This window comes from Methanosarcina sp. 1.H.A.2.2, from assembly GCF_000979975.1.
Classification (GTDB): domain Archaea; phylum Halobacteriota; class Methanosarcinia; order Methanosarcinales; family Methanosarcinaceae; genus Methanosarcina.
The window spans coordinates 42,245-63,962 of record NZ_JJQL01000008.1; the positions used below are offsets into that span (position 1 = coordinate 42,245).

16 protein-coding genes are annotated in these 21,718 nt (G+C 45.2%); 8 read left to right on the forward strand and 8 right to left on the reverse strand.

Annotated elements, in window-relative coordinates; translation table 11 throughout:
- The first annotated feature begins 368 nt into the window (after window positions 1-368).
- The 3 genes from uvrA (at window position 369) to uvrB (ending at window position 7,032) form a co-directional block, all read left to right on the forward strand.
- On the forward strand, window positions 369-3,350 hold the full coding sequence (gene uvrA, locus EO93_RS02045; protein WP_048160932.1) for an excinuclease ABC subunit UvrA: 2,982 nt from the start codon (window positions 369-371) through the stop codon (window positions 3,348-3,350).
- 72 nt (window positions 3,351-3,422) lie between these two features.
- The gene (gene uvrC, locus EO93_RS02050; protein ID WP_048160934.1) at window positions 3,423-4,973 is read left to right on the forward strand and encodes an excinuclease ABC subunit UvrC; all 1,551 of its coding nucleotides are present in this window, start codon (window positions 3,423-3,425) and stop codon (window positions 4,971-4,973) included.
- A 46-nt stretch (window positions 4,974-5,019) separates the two neighbouring features.
- On the forward strand, window positions 5,020-7,032 hold the full coding sequence (gene uvrB / locus EO93_RS02055) for an excinuclease ABC subunit UvrB (RefSeq protein ID WP_048160936.1): 2,013 nt from the start codon (window positions 5,020-5,022) through the stop codon (window positions 7,030-7,032).
- Between the two features lie 137 nt (window positions 7,033-7,169).
- On the opposite strand, the gene EO93_RS02060 is transcribed toward uvrB, so the two are convergent.
- The 4 genes from EO93_RS02060 to EO93_RS02075 form a co-directional block, all read right to left on the reverse strand.
- The gene (locus EO93_RS02060; RefSeq protein ID WP_048160938.1) at window positions 7,170-7,427 is read right to left on the reverse strand and encodes a hypothetical protein; all 258 of its coding nucleotides are present in this window, start codon (window positions 7,425-7,427) and stop codon (window positions 7,170-7,172) included.
- A gap of 85 nt (window positions 7,428-7,512) precedes the next feature.
- Window positions 7,513-7,788, reverse strand: coding sequence for a DUF5683 domain-containing protein (locus tag EO93_RS02065; RefSeq protein WP_048135122.1), 276 nt, complete (start codon window positions 7,786-7,788; stop codon window positions 7,513-7,515).
- 176 nt (window positions 7,789-7,964) lie between these two features.
- Window positions 7,965-8,336, reverse strand: a complete 372-nt coding sequence (locus tag EO93_RS02070) for a hypothetical protein (protein WP_048135118.1) — start codon at window positions 8,334-8,336, stop codon at window positions 7,965-7,967.
- Window positions 8,337-8,665: 329 nt separating this feature from the next.
- Window positions 8,666-9,808, reverse strand: coding sequence for a TIGR04083 family peptide-modifying radical SAM enzyme (locus EO93_RS02075; RefSeq protein ID WP_048135115.1), 1,143 nt, complete (start codon window positions 9,806-9,808; stop codon window positions 8,666-8,668).
- A 482-nt stretch (window positions 9,809-10,290) separates the two neighbouring features.
- Between EO93_RS02075 and EO93_RS02080 the strand changes: the two genes are divergently transcribed.
- A complete protein-coding gene (locus EO93_RS02080; RefSeq protein ID WP_048160940.1) occupies window positions 10,291-10,500 on the forward strand; it encodes a YegP family protein in 210 nt (69 codons plus the stop codon).
- Here the strand turns inward: EO93_RS02080 and EO93_RS02085 are convergent.
- Window positions 10,492-10,899 carry an inorganic diphosphatase gene (locus EO93_RS02085; protein ID WP_048135112.1) on the reverse strand — a complete coding sequence of 136 codons (408 nt, stop codon included), beginning with the start codon at window positions 10,897-10,899 and terminating at the stop codon, window positions 10,492-10,494. The two genes, EO93_RS02080 and EO93_RS02085, sit on opposite strands and share 9 nt — an antisense overlap.
- A gap of 376 nt (window positions 10,900-11,275) precedes the next feature.
- On the opposite strand from EO93_RS02085, the gene EO93_RS02090 reads away from it, so the two are divergent.
- Window positions 11,276-12,229 (forward strand): class I SAM-dependent methyltransferase family protein, encoded by a 954-nt coding sequence (locus EO93_RS02090; protein WP_048160942.1) that lies wholly within the window; start codon window positions 11,276-11,278, stop codon window positions 12,227-12,229.
- A 528-nt stretch (window positions 12,230-12,757) separates the two neighbouring features.
- On the opposite strand, the gene EO93_RS02095 is transcribed toward EO93_RS02090, so the two are convergent.
- Window positions 12,758-14,188, reverse strand: coding sequence for a dihydrolipoyl dehydrogenase (locus EO93_RS02095; RefSeq protein ID WP_048160944.1), 1,431 nt, complete (start codon window positions 14,186-14,188; stop codon window positions 12,758-12,760).
- Between the two features lie 456 nt (window positions 14,189-14,644).
- Here EO93_RS02095 and EO93_RS02100 point away from each other — a divergent pair, with 456 nt between their 5' ends.
- The 3 genes from EO93_RS02100 (at window position 14,645) to EO93_RS02110 (ending at window position 18,745) form a co-directional block, all read left to right on the forward strand.
- On the forward strand, window positions 14,645-16,006 hold the full coding sequence (locus tag EO93_RS02100; RefSeq protein ID WP_048135107.1) for a TIGR00297 family protein: 1,362 nt from the start codon (window positions 14,645-14,647) through the stop codon (window positions 16,004-16,006).
- A 437-nt stretch (window positions 16,007-16,443) separates the two neighbouring features.
- Window positions 16,444-16,986 (forward strand): DJ-1/PfpI family protein, encoded by a 543-nt coding sequence (locus EO93_RS02105; protein ID WP_048160946.1) that lies wholly within the window; start codon window positions 16,444-16,446, stop codon window positions 16,984-16,986.
- 82 nt (window positions 16,987-17,068) lie between these two features.
- Window positions 17,069-18,745, forward strand: coding sequence for a nitroreductase family protein (locus EO93_RS02110; RefSeq protein ID WP_048160948.1), 1,677 nt, complete (start codon window positions 17,069-17,071; stop codon window positions 18,743-18,745).
- 26 nt (window positions 18,746-18,771) lie between these two features.
- On the opposite strand, the gene EO93_RS02115 is transcribed toward EO93_RS02110, so the two are convergent.
- Together EO93_RS02115 and EO93_RS02120 are read right to left on the reverse strand one after the other, a co-directional pair.
- Window positions 18,772-20,082 carry a hemolysin family protein gene (locus tag EO93_RS02115; protein ID WP_048160951.1) on the reverse strand — a complete coding sequence of 437 codons (1,311 nt, stop codon included), beginning with the start codon at window positions 20,080-20,082 and terminating at the stop codon, window positions 18,772-18,774.
- A gap of 215 nt (window positions 20,083-20,297) precedes the next feature.
- Window positions 20,298-21,422, reverse strand: a complete 1,125-nt coding sequence (locus EO93_RS02120) for a DUF21 domain-containing protein (RefSeq protein WP_048160954.1) — start codon at window positions 21,420-21,422, stop codon at window positions 20,298-20,300.
- Window positions 21,423-21,718: the final 296 nt, after the last annotated feature.

Genomic DNA, 21,718 nt, shown 5'->3' on the forward strand with positions numbered 1-21,718 from the left:
TCAGGAAGGAATTGAAAAAATGATTGATTAATACTTTCAGTCCGCTATATGACTTTATTAATAAAAAATCGACGTTTTGCTATATGTGTTGAAAAAATCGGGACACGTCCCGCAGAGAAGAATTCAGGACAACTGGCACAGGTCATTTATAACTACCTATTTATAATAATACGTAGAATTATCTGCCTGAACACATTATCCGAACATTGAAGAGAAAATGTAAAGAGAAAATGTGAAGAGAAGTTCTTCAAAAATGATTTTGCTTCTTGCTTCAGATTATTTTTATCTTAACCTCAAAATCTTAACTCAAAGTTTTTAAGTCCTTACTTTATCCATCCAATTAATGAGAAAAACCCGAGAGAAGAAATATGAAAAATATCATCGTTAAAGGGGCACGGGAACACAACCTGAAAGACATTACCGTGGAGCTCCCGCGGGACAAATTCATCGTTATCACCGGCGTCTCAGGCTCGGGGAAATCCACCCTGGCCTTTGACACTATCTATGCCGAGGGGCAACGGCGCTACGTGGAGTCCCTCTCTGCTTATGCGCGGCAGTTCCTCGGGCTTATGAACAAGCCGGATGTGGACAGCATCGAAGGGCTGTCTCCGGCAATCTCTATAGAGCAGAAAACTACCTCTAAAAACCCCCGGAGTACGGTGGGGACTGTCACTGAAATCTATGACTACCTCAGGCTGCTTTTTGCAAGGGTAGGGACTCCTTACTGTCCTATCCATGATATCAAAATAGAGTCCCAGTCTCCGGAAAGGATCGCGGACAGCCTCAGCAGGGAATGTGAGGGAATGGTTACAATCCTCGCCCCCATAGTCCGCCAGAAAAAAGGGACTTACCAGCAGCTTTTCAGGGACCTGAACAGCGAAGGCTTTACCCGGGTCAGGGTAAACGGGGAAATCTACAGGACCGACGACGAGATCTCCCTTGACCGCTACAAAAAGCATGATATTGAAGTGGTAATTGACCGCCAGGACCCTGCCGAAGACCGGTCAAGGCTTGTCGAAGCCTGCGAAAATGCCCTCCGGAAAGCCGAAGGGCTCTTAATTGCCGTCGATTCCGAAGGGAAAGACCACCTTTATTCTTCGAACATGGCCTGTCCTGTCTGCGGGATGGCTTTTGAGGAACTCCAGCCCAGGATGTTTTCCTTCAACAGTCCCTTCGGGGCGTGTGAAACCTGTAACGGGCTCGGGATTAAGATGGAGTTCGACCCTGACCTCATAATTCCCGATAAAAGCCTGTGCATTGCCGACGGAGCCGTTGCTCTTTACAGGAACTTCCTTGACGGCTACCGGAGCCAGCACCTGACAGCTGTTGCAAAGCATTTCGGTTTTGACATCTTTACCCCTCTTGAAGCCCTCTCAGCGGAGCAGTACAACGCCCTCATGCACGGCTCAGATGATCGAATCCAGTTCAGCATGAGCATGAAGAACGGGGACGCCCAGTGGTCCCACAAGGGCACATGGGAAGGGCTTCTTCCGCAGTCTGAGAGGCTTTATAACCAGACGAAGTCCGAGTACCGGAGAAAAGAACTCGAGAAGTTCATGCAGGTCCGCCCCTGCCCGGATTGTGAAGGCAAGCGCCTGAAAGAAAAGGTTCTTGCAGTCAAGCTCTCCGGAAAGTCGATTGTGGATACAACAGACCTTTCCATTATCCAGTGTATCCGGTTTTTCGAAAACCTGACGCTTTCGGAAAAAGAGCAGGAAATCGCAAAACAGGTCTTGAAAGAAATTCGTTCCCGCCTGGGTTTCCTTGAGCATGTGGGGCTTGGTTACCTGACCCTTTCCCGCGGTGCAGGCACTCTTTCCGGCGGAGAAGCCCAGCGGATCAGGCTGGCAACACAGATCGGTTCAAACCTCATGGGTGTACTCTACGTGCTTGACGAGCCTTCCATAGGGCTGCACCAGAGGGACAACGAGCGGCTGATCCAGACCCTGCAGACCCTGCGAGACCTCGGGAACACTCTCATCGTGGTAGAACATGATGAGGATACTATCCGGGCTGCGGACTATGTGCTCGATATAGGCCCGGGCGCAGGGATACATGGAGGTTATGTGGTAGCCGAAGGGGCGCCTGCAGAAATCGAGAGAAATCCGGAGTCTCTGACAGGCAAGTACCTCTCAGGAGAAAAGCAAATAAAACCTCCTGCTCTCCGCCGCCAGAGCGAGGCCTTCATCCGGCTGAAAGGCTGCCGGGCAAATAACCTGAAGGACATCGATGTGAATATCCCCATAGGGCTTTTCACGGTAATTACCGGGGTTTCGGGTTCCGGAAAATCTACCCTTATCTATGATACCCTTTACAAAGCCCTGATGAAGAAGATCAACAAATCAAATGTGACACCCGGGAAATATGACGAGCTGGTTTTTGACTCCGAGCTCGATAAGGTAATTGTTATCGACCAGAGCCCCATAGGCAGGACCCCCCGCTCGAACCCTGTGACCTATACCAAGGTCTTTGATGCAATCAGGCAGGCTTTTGCCGAAACAAAGGAAGCAAAAATCCGTGGGTACAAAACAGGGCGCTTTTCTTTCAACGTAAAAGGAGGGCGCTGTGAAGCCTGCCAGGGAGACGGGCTGATCAAGATTGAAATGAATTTCCTGCCTGATGTTTACATTGAATGTGAAGAATGCAAGGGCACGCGCTATAACCGGGAAACCCTTGAGGTAAAATACAGGGGCAAATCCATATCCGAAGTCCTGGACATGACCGTGGAAGAGGCTGCAGAGCAGTTTGAAAACATCCCTGCAATCAAAGGCAAGCTCGATACCCTCACGCGAGTAGGGCTGGGATACATCAAGCTCGGGCAGAGTTCAACGACCCTTTCCGGGGGAGAAGCCCAGAGAATAAAGCTGACCCGCGAACTCTCAAAAAAGGGCACCGGAAAGACCATTTATCTTCTTGACGAGCCCACAACAGGGCTGCATTTCCATGACGTTAAAAAATTGATTTCAGTCCTGAACGGCCTTGTTGCAAAAGGAAACACTGTGGTTGTTATCGAACACAACCTGGACGTCATCAAGTCAGCGGACCATATAATCGACCTTGGCCCCGAAGGAGGGACCGCAGGCGGGGAGATTGTTGCCACAGGTACGCCTGAAGAAATTGCCCAGGTCCCGGAAAGCTATACCGGGCGCTTCCTTGCTCCCAGACTTTCGGGAGAGAGGAACTCATACCTGGAGTCGGGAGCGCAGCCTGTTGAGGCAGTTTTCGAGGACGGGGAAGATTATGAGGGCGATTTTGAAGAGTTCGAAGAGGACTCGGATGAAAGTCTTGAAGAAGAGCCTGAAGACTTCGAAGAAGGAGCAGACGAAGTATTTGAAGGCCAGGCGCTTTAAAGGATTTCTGAAAAATTAAAACCTGAAAACCGGATTTGAGTAAACCAAATTTGAACGCAATGAGGCTCAAAAATGATTGATCTGGATGCTCTTCCGCACCTGCCCGGCTGCTACCTTTACATGGACGAGGACGGGGTTGTGCTCTACGTGGGGAAGGCAAAGGACCTTAAAAAAAGGGTGAACAGCTATTTCCAGAAAAGGGACCACGACCCTAAAACAGCGAGCCTTGTGCAAGCTGCCAGGGGCCTTGACTTCATTGTCACAAATACAGAGGTGGAAGCCCTGCTCCTTGAGAATACTCTGATCAAGAAGCACTGGCCCAGGTACAATATTCTCCTCAAGGACTCAAAGCGATATGCCTGCATCCACCTTACCGGAGAAAAATTTCCCCGGATCGCGATTTCCCGGAAAAATACCGGAGAAGGAGAGTTTTTCGGGCCTTTCGTTTCTGCAAAGGAAAGGGACTACATCTTCGAGGTCGTAAGAAAAACCTTCCAGCTCAGGACCTGTAAAAAAATGCCTGTACGTGCCTGCCTCCGCTATCACATCGGAGTATGCAGCGGACCATGCATAGGCAGTATTTCCATGGAGGAGTACGGAGAAAAGGTAAAAAGGGCTACTTCTGTCCTGAAAGGCAATATCAGGGAACTTATAGAGTCCATGGGAATAGAAATGAAAGAGATGGCTTCCAGGCAGCAGTTTGAACAGGCCCTGGAACTCCGAGATGAGATTGCAGCCCTTGAAAGCCTTCAGGAAAAGCAAAATATGGAGAGGCAGAAGAAGCATGACGAGGACATTCTGAACTACATTGTCAGGGATGATACCGTCTACCTCATGCTCTTCAAGGTTTACAAAGGGACTCTGGAAGACAAGCAGGACTATGTCTTTGCCTTCGGGCAGGAGTTTCTGGAAGAATTTCTGGTGCAGTATTATTCCGAGAATGACCCGCCTGAGGAACTGATCGTTCCCGAGCCTCTTGAAGAGTCCCTTATAGAATTCCTGGCGCATGTGAAGGGAAAGAAAGTGAAAGTAACAGTTCCGAAGCAGGGAGAGAAAAAAGAACTTCTCGACCTGGTCCTGAAAAATGTTGAAATCGGATTTTTCGGGGACAGAAAAAAAATCGAAGCCCTGCAGAGTAAACTCTCTCTCCCCAAACTCCCGAACGTCATCGAGTGCTTCGATATTTCCCACCTCTCGGGCACGGCTACGGTTGGCTCCATGGTGCAGTTCAGGGGAGGCAGGCCTGATAAACATAATTACCGGCGCTTCAAAATAGAAAGTGTAGAAGGGATTGATGATTTTGCTTCCATTGCCGAGGTTGTGCGGAGGCGCTATTCCCGCCTGCTTGAAGAAAAACACGACATGCCTGATTTAATTATCATAGATGGGGGCAAAGGGCAGCTCTCTTCAGCTTTCCAGGAACTCAGGAAACTGAAGCTCAGGGTTCCGATTATTTCCATTGCCAAGCGGGAAGAGGAAATTTATGTGCCAGGGCTTAAGTCCCCTCTCCCCATAAAAAAAGATGAAAAAGCCTCTCTCTTTGTCCAGGAAATCCGGGACGAAGCCCACAGGTTTGCAATCAACTACAACCGCCTGCTCAGGCAAAAATCATTGATCCCGTAAATAAAAGTCATTGGTCTTGTATAACTATAGAGAAGGTCTTGATCCCATGAAAGTTTCCAGCCAGACACCCGAGCCATTATCCGGAAAAAAGTTCGAAACAATACACGATGCACGGTACTGGGACAGCCCTCAGTTTAAACTGGTTTCCGATTTTGAGCCCAGGGGCTCTCAGCCAGAAGCTATCAGGCAGCTTGTAGAGGGGCTGGAGAAGAAAAAACGATGCCAGACTCTTCTAGGGGTCACAGGGTCAGGAAAGACCTATACGGTCGCGAATGTCATAAACCAGGTCAGAAAACCGACTCTTGTCATTGCCCATAACAAGACCCTGGCTGCCCAGCTATATAATGAGTTCAGGGAGTTCTTCCCTGAAAACCGAGTTGAGTACTTTGTCTCATATTATGACTATTACCAGCCTGAATCCTATCTTCCTGCCAAAGACCAGTACATTGAGAAAGATGCCCAGATAAACCCGAAGATTGAACAGATGCGCCTTGCAGCTACAGCCTCCCTGATGTCACGCCAGGACGTAATTGTGGTGGCTTCCGTGTCCTGCATCTACGGGCTTGGCAACCCTGAGAACTTCCAGAAGATGGGGTTTGAACTGAAGGTTGGAGATAAGGTCCAGAGAAAGGAAATCCTTGAGAAACTTATCGATATCCAGTTTGAAAGAAACGATCTGGAACTCATGCCCGGGCGTTTTCGAGTAAAAGGGGACACTATTGATATCATTCCCGGCTACTTCGATGACATCATCCGGGTCGAGCTCTTCGGGGACGAGGTAGACCGTATTTCCGAACTGGACAAGCAGACAGGACAGCGAAAAGAAGAGATGGACTACTTCTTCGTCTACCCTGCCAGGCATTATGTTATCCCTGAAGAAGAGCAGAAAAGCGCAATCCAGTCCATCCTTGAAGAGCTTGAGGAGCGCCTGCCTGACCTCGGGCTGCTCGAGTCCCACCGGCTGAAGCAGCGCACGCTCTATGACATGGAGATGATTGAGGAAACAGGCAGCTGTAAGGGCATTGAGAACTACTCAAGGCACTTTGACCACAGGCAGCCCGGAGAACAGCCTTTCTGCCTGATTGACTATTTCCCTGAAGATTTCCTCCTGGTCATTGACGAGAGCCACCAGACCATTCCCCAGCTGCACGGGATGTATAACGGAGACCGCTCGCGGAAAAAGAGCCTTATTGATTACGGCTTCAGGCTACCCAGTGCATTTGACAACAGGCCCCTGAAGTTTGACGAATTTGAAAAATACATGAAAAACGTGGTCTTCGTCTCGGCAACCCCTGCAGACTACGAGCGGGAGCAGTCCGCCCGGATCGTGGAACAGATTATCCGCCCGACCGGCCTCGTTGACCCTGAGGTTGAGATACGCCCCCTCGAGGGACAGGTCAGGGATGTCATGCAGGAGATCCGGAAAATAGTGGACAGGGGAGACCGCGCCCTCGTGACCACCCTTACCAAAAAGCTCGCAGAAGAACTGACCGAATTCCTTGCCAGAAACGAGATCAAGGCCCGCTACCTGCACTCCGATATCAAGACCATCGAAAGGACAGAAATCATCCGTGAACTGCGCCTTGGCAAATTCGATGTCCTTGTCGGGATCAACCTGCTCAGGGAGGGGCTTGACATCCCGGAAGTGGGCTTCATCGGTATCCTGGACGCAGATAAGGAAGGCTTCCTCCGAGACTCAAAGAGCCTAATCCAGATCATAGGCCGCGCAGCCCGGAACTCCAGTTCAAAGGTTGTCCTCTACGCCGACAGGATGACCGATTCCATCAAAAAAGCAGTGAGCGAGACCGAACGCCGCCGCGCAATGCAGATAGCCTACAACGAAGAACACGGTATAGTCCCGACAACCATCCGAAAACCCATACGAGAAAAAGTAGTGGATATTACCGACACAAAACATATCCCGAAGACCGATATCCCCAACGTAATCATCGAACTGGATACGGAGATGAGAGAAGCTGCTGACAGGCTGGACTTCGAGCGCGCAATCCAGCTCAGAGAAATCATAAAGAGACTGGAAAAAGAGATAAAAACGGTGTGAAGGTGAGAATCGATTTAGAAAGCAAAACTTTTTTACATAAGTTTTTCATTTTTTACAGTTCTTTTCTTCCTATTACCTTACATTAATATATTCATTGATATATTCATCGGCATTGATATTTCATCAGATCCTGATCTTCATTCCCCGTCATCGTCAGATTCATCGTCTTCGTGCTCTTCTCTTTCGTCTCTTTCCGAATATCCTGTTTCCTCTGTCTTTCTGATTTCTTCCCTTTCCTTTTTTGCTTTCATGAGCTCTCTTTCGGCTTCAACTCCCAATTCCATCTCTTGTGACTTTTTTGCACTATATTTTGCATAGGCAAACATGGCTATAAGTACTATAATTGAAGCAAGTAAAAAAATGAGTATCATGTTCAGTGTGGGTTCGATGTTCATTCCAGATCAATATTAATAAGTTGGTGAGAGTTCTATCTGTCAGTTTCTGAAGAAAGGAAGAAAATCTTCTTCCTGAAAGCTTATTTTAATAATATCCTCCATACCTTTCATTAATTTTCCTGGCAGTATTGTAGGCATCATACAGGTTGTAGATCCAGAACAGCGGATAGAGGATGTAACCGATTAAAACTATTGCTCGGAAGCCGAAAAGAAATGCAAGAATGATAAAGACAATCCCAATAGAGGCAAGAATGAAAAAGATAATCCCTTTCATGATCTGCCCGTTATAAATCTGCCCGAGGCCCGGGATGAAGAATGACAGTACTGCAGCAATACCGGGGTTTTTCCCTGGTTGAGACATTTTTTATGCTCCCTTCCCTGTTTTTGATTGTTTTTCCGGGTAATATTTTCACTGGGTAATATTTTCACCGGGCAATATTTTCACCGGTTGATAGAGCCTATTTTTCGAACTCAGGCAAATATTCGTCATATAATCCGGATTAAATTAAAATCAAACTTGATTATTTGTCAAACTGACTAAACATAATAAGCTACATAGAAGCGGTAAGCAACCTTAACTTCGTCCATTTCCCTGGATGCCGGTTCAAAATCCAACTGGTCAGTTTTGTAAACTTTTTCTCCGAAGTCTTTGAATGTGACCTCACATTTTGTATTTTCGGGAAGCTGAGCCTCAAAACTATCGCATTTTCTGCAGATTTCATGAATAAGAGATTCTGTTTCTCCGGGACTGAAGGTTTTTTTGTTTTCAGGCCTGTAATTTACTTCAACCGTCAGTTCTTCTTTGCTGAGCAGATCTGCCCAGAAACCAGAGAGTTCTGCTCCTTCTATCCTGTAGTCCTGAAGTTCGAAACTCCTTGTTATCGTGTTCTTTATCTTACCTTCTTCCATATATTTAGTTTAGAAAGTGGGTATATATAAACTATTTCAATAAACAACAGAGATACATTAAGAAAATAAGGGTATACAAAAGGGGAACTGACAAAATGAGATTTAGTCCATGAGGCTGAAATTCCGGCTGAAACTTCCAGTTGAATTGTTTTATTTTGGAGTACTGGAACTGTCATTCGTGAAAACGCGCCCGTGAAAATGAGGTATAAATGCTGACAATAGCCCTGAAGTTTCGGGTGACTTAAACAAAAGAGCTCTTTTGACCCGGGTTACAAAAAAGTGAAATTAAGAGTGAGTTTGGTCAAACTCAACTCGTCTGGCCCTCTTAATCAGATCTTCTTAAGCATGAGAGACATTATGCCCGGCTTTGAAGGTTTCATTGTCTGGGGCATAAACATATCCATGCCGCCAGCAGACCCGAACATTTCCTCGTTGACCCGTTTGGTTATTTCATCGAATATCATCTTATAGGCAACGCAGTGCGGGTCGACACCTTTTATTTCCCCGTCCGTGGGTACTATGGCATTGTAAGGGCATCCGCCTCTGCAGTACTTGATATGGGCGCATTTGCCGCATTCCGTGTCCACGTACTCCTTATATTGGTGCATAAGCTTCCAGGCATCGGACTGGGCGAGGTCTGCCATTGTCGGATGGTCATAAACATTTCCCATGACATACTCAGGCATGCCTACGAAGCGGTAGCAAGGGTAGATCGCTCCGTCAGGGCCCACTGCAAAGGTATCTCCCATGCAGTCCACGAAGGTGCAGACAGTGCCTCTGCCTGTGAACACACACTTGCACAGGTGGTCAATGTTCATGACCTCAATCCTGCCCACGTTTTCCAGATATTTGTCCAGAAGGTAAATTAAGAGTTCCCCATACTCTTCAGGATCAAGTGCCCATTTCTCGGGGTTGTCATCCTTCAAAGACGGCAGGCAGGCGTGCAGTTTAAGTGTTAAACCTTTTTCCAGGTAAAAATTGAAAATATCCTCCCTGAACTTTACGGAATGGGAGGTAAAAGTAGTGATGAATCTTACCAGCAGCCCATGAGCCCTGGCAATCTCATAGCCTCTCAGGGTCTTTTCATAGTATCCTTTTCCCCTCTGCAGGTCGTTAAGCTCCTGGGGACCGTCCAGACTGGAACCGATTGGAATATTGTATTTGGCAAGAATTTCGGCTATTTCCGGGGTAAGCTTCCAGAGGTTTGTCTGTATGGCAAAAGCAATTCTCCTGGAACTCAAGCCTTCAGCCAGCAAGGGTAAGGCTTCCCGGTAAAAGTCCGCTCCTGCCAGGAGAGGCTCTCCACCATGGAAGGTAAAAGTAACCGAATCCCCCCTGAAGCCCTTAAGCCATTCAACCACTTCTTTAATGGTTTCGATACTCATTATAGGGGATTTTTCCTCGGAACTCCAGCAATAACTACAATTCGCAGGACAACCCAGGGTAGGGATTAGCATCACATGAAAAGGCATATTAAAGCACCTTTTTTATAAGCTTCTTTAAATTATTAGTAGTTTTCTAAAAGTTGTCCTTTCAGGAAATCAGTTGTTAAAGAATTCTTCAAATAATTTTATTCTTCATTAAAAGTTTTCTTTCTGCTAACTTCTCTCTGCTAACTTCTCTCTGCTAACTTCTCTCTGCTAACTTCTCTCTGCTAACTTCTCTCTGCTAACAGATAAGTAAATTTGATGAAACTTCAATTATAGTTCTAATTTTAGTTTCCTATACATTTAGATAGATTATTAATCAGTTAATTGAATCAAATCTCTTAAAGGGTTCTCAAACCCACTCCGGAAATATCCTTAATCGTTGAATCTTAAGTTTCAGTGCTTATTGATGGAACTATATTTGAGAGATTCTAAAACACGTTCTAAAAGAGCGTTTGGTGACTGACAACAGATCGTTTAAAGCTTGAACCTCCGAATTTAGAGGAGGATCAACTGAGGGGAATAGAATGGCTAAATTTGAAGTTTATCCGGATGAATCCGGGGAATACCGTTTCAGATTGAGAGCAAGAAACGGGCAGATTATCGCTGTAAGCCAGGGCTACAAAAGCAAGGAAAGTTGCGTGAGAGGAATCCAGTCCGTAAAAGCAAATGCTCCGACTGCACGGATAGTTTTTCTTGAAGAGGAACATGATATAAAAAAAGGAGTTTCAGTTTAATCTCTCGAGTTCGATTCCTTCAAACCGGCATTTTGTGATTTTTCCTTCATGAAAAGCATAGAGAAAAACTTTGAAAAGGGCATAAAGCCTGAAATAATAAGAAAGCAGGACAGGAGAGCAAAAGCCACTGATATATACCAATCTCTTATCATCCCGGATAGAATTGTCAAGGAACCTTACAATCCCATCAAAGCTCTCCCTTTCAAGGGTGCTTCCTCTGGGCAGGCGGGGACCGAGCACAACCACATCTTCTTCCATGCCGTCCGGACTCGTTGTACCCTCTACGAAACCATAATTAAAGATAGTAGGTAGGGGAGAAATGAAAGCTCTTTCATAGCCTTTTTCTGTTTTTCGGTATTTCGAAAAACTGTATTTGGGAGTTTCTATAAATATTTTCATATCAAATTTTCCTGCGTGTGTTCAGGATCAGCTTTAATCTCTGTTTCGCTTTTTTCTTTTCTCAGGCTTTGTTTCTTTTCTCAGGCTTTGTTTCTTTTTGTAGCTTTCGCAATTTCAATCCTTCTGTTACTCTGTATGATTTGTACTGGCTCAACAGAGAAAATCGAAACTGAAGCGTACTGAAAAAGCAGAGAGTGAAAGTCAAATAATAAATATCTACAAAGATGAAATTATCTACAAAGATGAAATGCCTGTATAAGTGCCTGAATAAGTGCCTGTATAAGTGCCTGAATAATCAAGTTTCCTATTAAGTGTCCTGATAAAGAACCTGAAATGATGAAAGGTCTGCAATTTTACCAGACAGAGGTGTCCTGAGATGAGTTTTCGAGATAGAGTGACCCTGCGAGATGCGATGAGAGGAATAGTTGAAGAACCCCTTCTTCCCTTAGTCCCAAAGCGCTTTGATTATGTAGGGGATATTGCAGTAATTTCTATCCCAAAGGAACTTGAGGCTTACAGGAACTCTATTGTCTCAAAGATTCTTTCGATGAGAAGCAATACCCGAGCTGTCCTCAATAAGGTCAGCAAGCTTGAAGGGGAACATAGGGTAGCCCAATTTGAACTCCTCTCCGGAGAATCTACAGAAACCCTTCACAGGGAAAACGGCTGCACATACAGAATGGATGTAAGAAAAGTTTTTTTCAATCCCAGGCTTTTCTGGGAAAGGGCACGTGTGGCATCAAAAGTTCTTTCAGGAGAATCTGTTCTGATCCCTTTTGCAGGTGTGGGCCCCTTTGTGCTCCCTTCTGCAAGAAAAAGGGCAGTTGTCTGTGCAATCGAAATAAATCCTGACGCCTGTACCTGCCTGAAAGAAAATATCCGGTTGAACCGACTTGAAAGGCAGGTGACCGTAATCCAGGGAGATGCTGAATCTATTCTTCGCCATCCCGGCTCTTTAAACCCTGATATCAAGCCCGGAAATGAAGTTGAGACCGAAACCGAAAATACAGTTGAAACCGAAAGTGCAGTTTTTCCTTCTGTAATTGCCGACTCAGAATCCGGGAAAATTAAAGGATTCCAGGTTTCGGAAAATGGGTTTGACAGAGCAATTGTGCCAACTCCTTACGGCAGGGATCATTTTCTTTATGAGGTTTCAGGACTTGTAAGAAAAGAAGGGAACATCCATTTTTACACATTCAAAAAGGATTCTCAGATCCCTGGATTAATTGAAGAGTACGGAAAAATGGGGTTTGAGGTGGAATATTACAGGCGCTGCGGAAACGTTGCCCCAGGCGTCAGCAGGTGGGTTTTTGACCTGCTTAAAAAATAGCCGCGTAAGACTGTAACCGACCTGCCCCCGGATAAGAAAAGAAATTATCTCGATCCCGGAAACCGTTTTTTAGTCCAATCTTTATAGAATGCCTCCACCAGCCTGTCTGGAGGCCCTGCAAAAAAAGAAGAAAGAGGAAAGAAAAAAGAGATAAAAAGAGATAAAAAGAGATAAAAAGAGCATTTTTCAGATAAAATTTGATTTATCTTTCTTTGGTATACTTACAGGTTTTGTCGTTGCTTTCCCGTGCTGGTTTTTTGATTTTTTTGTTGATCTCTTAGAGGCTTCCCCGGTCATTTCTACCTGTTAGTTTCTTACAGTGTTCTCAGGAGTTTTCACTTTCTGGTTCTTATTTTCACTTCTTTTTTGTCTGAAAGCCGCTCTCCTGCGTCGAACGTGACAGTGACGACCCAGTACGGCGAATAAGGTTGTATGGGTCAAAGAAATCGTAATTTAGTTCGTTTGAGCAAAGCTTTCAGTATTTAATTCGTCTTTTCAGCGGTTTTTTCAACCTTTAAACTGAGCTTTTCAGTCCTCAAGCCCGAGATGTTTCATAATATGGTGGTAGTGTTTAGGGGACTGCCTGGAGTAAAAGGCTCCTGTGACAACCTCACTGAGGGACGGGTGGATGTCCATGCTGCGGATAATTGGCTCTGCACTTCTTGATGCCGTGTACATGAGAGGAATTACCTGGTGGATCAGGACCGAAGCATGGGGGCCTATAATATGGGCGCCCAGAATTTTTTCTTCCTGCCCGTCCAGAATCACTTTTACGAAATAATCCCTGGCTTCCATAGCAGCTCCCTTTGCCGTATCTTCAAAGAGTTTAAAGCCTATCACGACTCTGTCTTCCCCGTACTCCTTAATAGCTTCCTGTTCTGACATCCCTACGCCTGCAATTTCAGGGTAGGAGAAAACTGCGTGCGGTACGGCATGGTAATCTGCCTTTACTTTTTCTTTCATGATTGCATTGAGGTAAACTATTCCGGACTCATAGTTTCCTACATGCTTGAGCAGATATTTTCCGTTTGCGTCCCCGAAAGCCCAGATATTTGGCTGGGAGGTTTCAAGATACTCGTCAACTAAAATCCAGCCCTGGGAATCGGTCTTGATTCCTGCCCTTTCGGGTTGGAGGATATCAGTATTCGGGACTCTGCCTGTTGCCACCAGGATTTCGTCTACAGTAACTTTTGTCTCCTCTCCCGAGTTTCTTTCCTTTGCAACAACGGTTTTCTGCCCGTTACTTTCTTTTCTGACCTCTATGGCTTCGTGGTTTGTAAGGATCCGCATATATTCCGACATCTTTATCCTGGCAAGTTCGGAGATTTCTGGCTCTTCCTGGGGAAGAAAATGCGAATTTCTCCCTATAACCGTGACTTCTGCCCCCATGGCTGAAAAGAAGTGCCCGTACTCGGCTCCTATGTAACTTCCCCCGAGAATGGCAAGACTTTTCGGGCATTCATTGAGTCCAAGTACAGTGTCGCTTGTAAGGTAGCCGGTTTCTTCAAGCCCTTTAACAGGCGGGATTGCAGGCCTTGAGCCCGTACACAGGAAGATCATCTCAGAGTGAAGGGTTTCTTCTCCAACCCTGAGGGTATACGGGGATATAAATTCGGCAGCTTCGGGATAATAGTCAAGGTAAGTACTCTCAGTTAGCCCTTGCCTGATCATCTCGATGTCTTCCCCTATATTCCTGCGCATCCTCTCCATGATCATGCGAAAGTCAATATCTTTTATCTCGAGCTTAATGCCGAAAAGCGGAGCTGTCTCAAGTTCCCTGACAAGCTCTGCAGGGTAGAGCAGAAGCTTTGAAGGGATGCACCCTCTGGTCAGGCAGATCCCCCCGGGTTCGTCCTTATCTATAACAGCTATTTTTAGCTCCGGATTCGAATCGATAATTGAGTTCACATAATTCATTCCGGAACCCGTGCCTATCACAATCAGGTCATAATTTTTCATTATTTTCCCCTCACAGCAAGCATAAAATTAGATCTCAACCAGTTACTGGATTTGTTAACTGGATTTGTTAACTGCAATAATTATCTGTCTGTTTTGCTAATTACACTTATCCTTAAATAAAATGATTCTTATAGCAAAAGAAGACCGAAAACCACTCAAACAAATTCTCAAAAAAGACTGTCTCCCGGATCGCAGGTGTCTGTCTTTCTGAGATATAAAATTAGTAGCAGGTGTCTGTGGAGTAAAGTTTCTTACAAAAAAGTTACTTTGCTCTTTGAATACCCTCCAGAGCTGGCGTGAAAACCTTTCCGAGCGTAAGTAATAAGATACATAAATATTTTTAAATCTTATTTCATTTTAAACAATTGTTTGAAGGAAAAACAACTATCTTTTTATAAAGAAAAACCTATTTTATGTAGCTTCTCAGGAAGAATAAAAAACAAAAGATGTCTTAGAATGAACAGAGCTACCCCCCTCCTCGAAAATGGGAGTTCCTATCACGGAATTCCTGTGATGCACATCTTATATCTCCTGCTTATTCTGATAGCTCCTTTTGCAGGGGTAGATCTCCTCCTCCTTCTTTCTCTTGTCCTTTTTCTGGGACTGAGGTTTTCTGGAAAGTTTCTTTCCTGCAGCAGAGATGCAGTCAGCCTTTCTTTTTCCCTTACACTGATGCTGCTTGTTTCTGCAGTTTCTAAAGACCTTCCGTACACATTCCCATTTTATATAGTCCTTGCCGCCTTTGCAGTTGCAGCAGTAGGAAACCACAGCTCTTTTTTTTCGGAAAGAGGCTTTACGGCGGATTTAGATTCCAGAAAGAGCAGGATGAAGAAGAGAGGTTTTTCACTGCTATGGAGTTCGATATTTCTTGCACTCAGGATTACTGCGGCGTTTCTTGCAGCAAGCTGGATTGTCTACTGGCAGGGACTTCCGATCTCGTATAACTTTGTTTTTTTCATAGCTGTTATTGGAGCAGTTACGGGTTCTCTTTTTGAGTCCATTCCTTCAAAGATAGACAGTAATATCCCTGTGACTCTGGGGGCAGGGATGACGATGTGGATTTTTGAGGAGTTCAGGTACTGGGTCCCTCCTGAGAAAATGCTTGTAGCCCTTGCCTTCTCCCTTTTCCTCGGTGCACTGGCGTACCGGGCGAAAATTGCCGACGTTTCTGCCCTCCTCAGTGCTGCCCTTCTTGGAGTCCTGATAATTGTTTTCAGCGGACTTCCGTGGTTTTTGCTTCTGCTTACTTTTTTCATTCTGGGAGGCGGGTTTACCAGATACAAGTACGCATACAAGGAATCAATCGGGATTGCTCAGGCAAAAGACGGAATCAGGAGCTATGAAAACGTATTCTCGAACAGTACCGCAGCCCTTGTCCTGGCAGTAGCATATGGTGTTTTCCAGGAACATAGCCTTCCGATTATTTATGCCTACATGGGAACTGTTGCAACCGCTACAGGCGATACTCTGGCAAGTGAAATCGGGACCACGGCAAAAGGAAGACCCAGAATGATCACAACTCTCAAGCTTTCGGAACCCGGAGCTGATGGGGCTGTTTCCTCGCTGGGGGAACTTGCCGCAATTTTTGGTTCTGCAGTCATAGGCGTGCTCGGTTATGTTCTAGGGATATCTGACGACCTTCTGCTTTCAGTCCTTATTACAACTGCAGGAGGCTTTATCGGAACAAATGTGGACAGCTTTCTCGGGGCTACTCTTCAGAAAAGGGGTCTGCTCTCAAACAGTGGGGTAAACTTTGTTGCGACCTTTATGGGAGCAGGGATTTCAGCCGGAATATATCTTCTGGTATCAGGTATATGAGTAAAGGGATGTTTAATATATGATATATATCCACAATACTCGATATATATTGTATATATTATAATTTACCATGTAAATTCCACTGAGCTCTGGCTTTTGTTCAGGGTTTGAATTTTTAATTTTTTTGTAAAATGTGTTTATACTTCCGAAAAGACATCCATTTATATCTTTAAGAATATCTTCTTACTCGGGTAGGGTTACTGCAGTTTCCTTTAATGCAATTTCTGAGTAAGATTGTATGTCTATTTAAGCTCTCAGGTAAATAAACTAATATAAACTCTCATCAGCTTTCGATTTCGGTCTTTTCAGATACATTGCAGGATACAATACGAAACAGAACTCCTGTCTCTCAGTAATCCATCTTTCTTCAGACTTTATTGTTTTTCAATGAAGATAGACAGAAATCTCGCATTTTAAATATACAGGAAGGTAGCCAGATGACAGAACCAGAACCCAAAGGAAAAAAGATTTTGCTTGTTATTGCTCAGGAGCAGTTCAGGGATGAAGAATGCTTTGTTCCAAAGCAGATATTTGAAGCTGCAGGGGCAAAGGTTACGGTCGCAGCCGAGTTTACTGAAACTGCAAAAGGAGCACTGGGAGGTACGATTAAGCCTGATATCAAGATCTCAGAAGCCAGAATTGATGATTATGATGCAATCGTAATTTCCGGAGGGCCAGGCTCAAGAAAGTACCTCTGGAACAATCAGTACCTGCATGAACTCGTAAAGGAAGCTGATTCCCTTAAAAAGGTAGTTTCTGCGATCTGCATCTCGCCCGTGATTCTGGCAAGAGCAGGGGTCCTGAAGGGGAAGGAAAGTACGGTTTTTAAGAGCCCGGATACTGTACACGAACTTAAGGAGCATGGGGCTGTCTACCAGGACAGGGAAGTTGTAGTTTCGGGCAGGGTAGTGACAGGACGAGACCCAAAAAGTGCGGAAGCCTTTGGAAAAGCCGTCCTTAAAGCTCTGAAAAAAGCATAATACCTCTGAAAATTGAACTCTAACAATTAGAAGCCAAATCTACGGATTGAAAATTATTCGGTAGCAAAGCTGGTGCCCTGTTATGAATGCAGAACTTGAAGCTATACTGTCTTATCATCAGGCTAGCAAGCATGGCTTTAAAGCCTATGCTCCCGGTCCTCAACTCCTTGAAATGTCAATCAAGCCAGACCCTTTTCTTAACTACAAAGGAGCTCCGGTTTTAAAGCTCGACACCTGGAGTGGAGAAGATATAAAGTCCGAACTTTTTCCTGCATATGAACAGGCATTTTCTCCGGAGAAACTGGAACCTTCGGGGCTGAACCGGAACAGCATTTCTCAGCTTTTTTTTGACAGCTTTGCCCTATCAGTATGGAAAAAAGCAGAAAGTATGAGATGGGCTCTCCGCATTAATCCTTCAAGCGGAAACCTTCACCCAACAGAGGTTTACCTTATTTCCGGGCCGGTTTCGAAGCTTCTGGAAAAACCGGCTGTCTGCCATTACGCTCCTTTGCCGCATGCGCTTGAGTTAAGAACTGAATTTTCCCGGGAGACCTGGGAAAAGCTGAGTTCCGGCTTTCCGGACGGCACATTTTTCATAGGGCTTACTTCAATTTACTGGCGGGTTGCCTGGAAATACGGCATCCGGGCTTTCAGGTATGCAAACCATGATCTCGGACATGCTATTGCTGCCCTTACCTTTGCAGCAGCAGGGCTTGGCTGGAGAACAAGCCTTCTTGTGGATACGGGTTCGGAGGATATAGCAAAACTTCTGGGCGTTTCCGGAAAGCGAGGCCCTGAAAAAGAGGAGCCTGCCTGTCTGCTTGCAGTTTATCCTGCAGGAAAGGAATGTCCATCGGGTAAGGTCTTTTCATCTGCACTTTCTGATTTTGAAAATCTTTCCTGGAATGGTATCCCTAATCGCTTGAGTCCTGCGCATGTAGAATGGGCTGATATTGAAAAGGCTGCTTCAGTAACCAGGAAGAAAGGAACTCCCCATGCCGAGGAAAAAAAGCCGGAGCTTAAGCCTGAAAGGCGAGATGCAGGTTTATCCGGGACAATTTCTGGCTACGGAATCCCTTCAGGCCTGGATACGGTCCCTCTGCGTAGCGTGATTCACAGGAGAAGAAGTGCTCTGGAAATGAATAACAGTGCTTACATGGACAAAGATAGTTTCTACGGCATACTGCGGAGAACCCTTCCCGATAAAAACCCGGTTTTCGATACGCTTGCTTTCGGACCCTTTGCACACCTGCTCCTTTTTGTAAACAGGGTGAAGGGACTTCGTGAAGGTCTTTATATATTTCTGCGGAAACCCGGAGAAAAGGAGAAATTTAAAACCGCCTTCAGGTCGGATTTTCTGTGGGAAAGACCTGAAAGCTGTCCTCATGATCTTGAATTTTACCTGCTTGTGGAAGAGGAACTGCATCATTTTGCAGCCCAGCTTTCATGTGCGCAGAGAAAGGCAGAAGATGCCTGTTTTACTGCCTGCATGCTTTCGGAGTTCGAAGAGCCTCTGAAAACATCCGGCTCATGGATGTACCCTTACCTTTTCTGGGAATGTGGAATCCTGGGGCAGCTCCTTTACCTTGAAGCAGAGGCCCGCGGTTTCAGGGGCTGCGGGATAGGGTGTTTTTTCGATGACCCTTTGCACGAAACCCTGGGGCTTAAAGGGCTTGAGTACCAGGATCTCTACCACTTTGCAGTAGGTTCGCCTCTTCAGGAAATAGGGGTTTTGACCTTCCCTGCGTACAGGGAATAATTTTTTATTTTGTAGAAAAAAAGTATTTATTCTGTTGGATTTTCGGGAACTCGCGTGGCCAGCACTTTGTCTATTCGATTACCATCCATATCAACCACCTCGTAGCGCAGTCCCCTTAATTCGATATGGTCTCCTGTTTTAGGGATCCTCTGCAAGATGAACATGATCAAGCCGGCAATAGTCCGGTAATATCCCTCTTTTTCCCCTGGAAAGGAATCTACGGATAAAACTTCCTTTAATTTTTCAATAGACGTGTCCCCGTCAATAAGCCAGGAACCATCTTCTCGAGCCATCACCTGTGTTTCTACCGGTTCGCCAAGGGTATGGACATCACCCACTATAGCTTCAAGAATGTCATGCAGGGTAATAATGCCCTGGATGCTTCCATATTCATCCGTAATCAGGGCAACATGCACGCCTGTTTCCTTGAACGATTCGAGGAGTTTCAGGACGGTGATAGCTTCAGGTATAAAGAGCGGTTTAGTGACCGAGGCTCTGATATTAACAGTACCGCTTTCCACGAGCTTTGCCAGGATATCTTTTACGGACACCATCCCGACAACGTCGTCCAGATCTCGTTCGTACGCTGGAAAACTGGATCGACCGCTTTCAATCATCTTTCGCAGGTTCTCACCAACGGGATCGTCCAGGTCGAGTGCGATAATATCAGTGCGATGCGTCATCAATGATTCAACCCGACGGTCACCAATATCAAAAACACCTTTTATCATACTCAATTCGGCTCTCTCAAATACTCCAGCTTTGGTTCCTTCCTCAAGCATAATCTTGATTTCCTCTTCTGTTATCGGTGGTCCGGTTGTCTTCCGGAACCTCATTAGCCGGAGTACGGTCTCGGTCGAGTGGCTTAGAATAAACACCAGTGGTTTTGCTATGAAAGAGAGAAAAAACATAGGTTTTGCTACATGAGAAGCAATTGCTTCCGCATTGTTAAGAGCAAGCCGCTTTGGAACAAGTTCCCCAAATATTAGGGTCAAATAGGTTATTACGAGTACTACAAGAGCGATGCTGAGCGCATCGCTGTACGGGACGAGAGCAGGAATTTCTTGAAGATAACTTGCCAGTTCTTCTGCTATCGTTGCTCCACCGAATGCACCTGCAAAGATGCCTACAAGGGTGATTCCGATCTGGATTGTCGAGAGAAACGGAGTGGGATCGTTCGCAAGTTTAAGCGCACTGGCCGCCCGTGTGTCCCCTTCTTCCGCTCTCTGCCTGAGGCGGGTTTTCTTGGCTGAAACCAGGGCAAATTCTGACAGAGAAAAAATACCATTAAGCACTATAAGAACAAGGACAATGATAATTTCAAAGAAATAAGACATTTTTCAGGTATATCGGCGGATTATAATTTAAAGCTATTCATAGCACAGGTTTCCTGAAATAAATTCTGATGCCTTCAAAAATCGATGAAGGGCGTTTTTCCGGCGGGAATGGGGAATGTGATTAATGAGAAGAAAAGAAACAGAAGCTTTGGAGAATATCAAAATAATGAAAGCTTCCTTAAACACTGAAGATTGCCTCTTTACCTCTCTTTTGGTTATTTTTTATTTGGTTCTTCGGTTTCTTTTTTCTTCCCTTTTCTTAAAACTGTCCTTCTGACGAATCTGGGCTGTGGGGAAGGAGCAGGTGTCTCACATCCTGAGCCCACATCGCATTCGACCACAATTCCGCGAAGCAGACGGCCCAGAATATCCGACCCTGTTACTATGCGCTTTTCCTCACCCCAGTAAAGAATGAGGTCCTGGTCAATTACATCATCTTCCGGGTACTGCGGATACACCTTGAACTGTCGGATTACTTTCTCAAGCCTGGTTTTCGGAGACTTTACCACTACAGGGAAATGACAGTAAGAAAGCGGAATAAAAGGTCCTTTCTTATAGACTGCATCCCTCAGGAAGCCGTCCGCATCCAGCACCATTACAGGCTCATCTGCCGGGTTGGTGATGATTACCCATTTTTTTCCGGATGCTTCTATTTTCTGCAGGAAGGGGTCAGATGGTTCTCTATTGAATGACGGGAAAACAGGGCGGTTATTTCCCACAGGAAGAGAGATAATACTCCTCTGGTCTATTATAGAACCTTCGTCAGAAATGTTGACATCATCTATGGAAAGAAAGTTCAGGGCCCCTATCCCTTCAAAAGTGCCTATATCGGTCTTTCCGGACTCTATATGTTTTTCGAGCATAATCCTCATTGCCTGCTCCCTGAACAGATCAAGTTTTTCCCTGCCCAGCCACCAGTCAAGGATAAGGGCTGTCGGTTTTGCAACCGGATAGAGCAGCATCTGGTAAAAGCGGACAAGAGGAGTCAGCTTTGCCCCAAGCGCAAGCGCGTTCCTGGAAAAATAAGCCTGGGGAGCAATCTCTCCAAAACAGGTAATACCAAAGGTCGAGAAGAGAAAAGCTGAGGTTCCTGCCATTACGGAATCTGTAAGCAACGCGATAAGGACATTTATGCCCACGTTCCCCCAGAGCATAGTCGTAAGCAAGAAATTTGAGTCACGCCGGACCTGCAGGATTTTAATTGCATTTTTATTATCTGCTTCGGCTTCAATCTCAAGCCTCAACCTTCCAAGACCGAAAATACCGATCGTCAGCCCTGAAAAAATAGCAGACTGTGTCAGGCAAAATACAATTAGTATCCAGATAATGATTTCATTCATTTTATGTCCATAACCTCTAGAATATCTGTATAAGTCCAGTCGAATCCTTAATCAGTTAATCTCTTATAAACTTAATCTCACCACATCAGGCTTAATTTAATCACGTCGGGCTTAAACTTACCACGCAGGGCTTAAACTCATCGCCAGAGCTGTTTGTGAATTAATTTTATTTTATTTTATTTTATTTTATTTTATTTTATTTTAGTTTATTTTAGTTTATTTTAGTTTATTTTAGTTTATTTTAGTTTATTTTAGTTTATTTTAGTTTATTTTAGTTTATATATTTGGATGAATGC

Bases quoted from the DNA above. Each gene is read 5' to 3' on its own strand.
- uvrA (WP_048160932.1), top strand. From the start codon at position 369: ATGAAAAATATCATCGTTAAAGGGGCACGGGAACACAACCTGAAAGAC.
- EO93_RS02065 (WP_048135122.1), bottom strand. From the start codon at position 7,788: ATGTCTCAACCAGGGAAAAACCCCGGTATTGCTGCAGTACTGTCATTC.
- EO93_RS02115 (WP_048160951.1), bottom strand. From the start codon at position 20,082: ATGTCTTATTTCTTTGAAATTATCATTGTCCTTGTTCTTATAGTGCTT.
- EO93_RS02105 (WP_048160946.1), top strand. From the start codon at position 16,444: ATGACAGAACCAGAACCCAAAGGAAAAAAGATTTTGCTTGTTATTGCT.
- EO93_RS02090 (WP_048160942.1), top strand. From the start codon at position 11,276: ATGAGTTTTCGAGATAGAGTGACCCTGCGAGATGCGATGAGAGGAATA.
- EO93_RS02080 (WP_048160940.1), top strand. From the start codon at position 10,291: ATGGCTAAATTTGAAGTTTATCCGGATGAATCCGGGGAATACCGTTTC.
- EO93_RS02120 (WP_048160954.1), bottom strand. From the start codon at position 21,422: ATGAATGAAATCATTATCTGGATACTAATTGTATTTTGCCTGACACAG.
- EO93_RS02085 (WP_048135112.1), bottom strand. From the start codon at position 10,899: ATGAAAATATTTATAGAAACTCCCAAATACAGTTTTTCGAAATACCGA.
- EO93_RS02060 (WP_048160938.1), bottom strand. From the start codon at position 7,427: ATGAACATCGAACCCACACTGAACATGATACTCATTTTTTTACTTGCT.
- EO93_RS02100 (WP_048135107.1), top strand. From the start codon at position 14,645: ATGAACAGAGCTACCCCCCTCCTCGAAAATGGGAGTTCCTATCACGGA.
- uvrC (WP_048160934.1), top strand. From the start codon at position 3,423: ATGATTGATCTGGATGCTCTTCCGCACCTGCCCGGCTGCTACCTTTAC.
- EO93_RS02110 (WP_048160948.1), top strand. From the start codon at position 17,069: ATGAATGCAGAACTTGAAGCTATACTGTCTTATCATCAGGCTAGCAAG.
- uvrB (WP_048160936.1), top strand. From the start codon at position 5,020: ATGAAAGTTTCCAGCCAGACACCCGAGCCATTATCCGGAAAAAAGTTC.
- EO93_RS02095 (WP_048160944.1), bottom strand. From the start codon at position 14,188: ATGAAAAATTATGACCTGATTGTGATAGGCACGGGTTCCGGAATGAAT.
- EO93_RS02070 (WP_048135118.1), bottom strand. From the start codon at position 8,336: ATGGAAGAAGGTAAGATAAAGAACACGATAACAAGGAGTTTCGAACTT.
- EO93_RS02075 (WP_048135115.1), bottom strand. From the start codon at position 9,808: ATGCCTTTTCATGTGATGCTAATCCCTACCCTGGGTTGTCCTGCGAAT.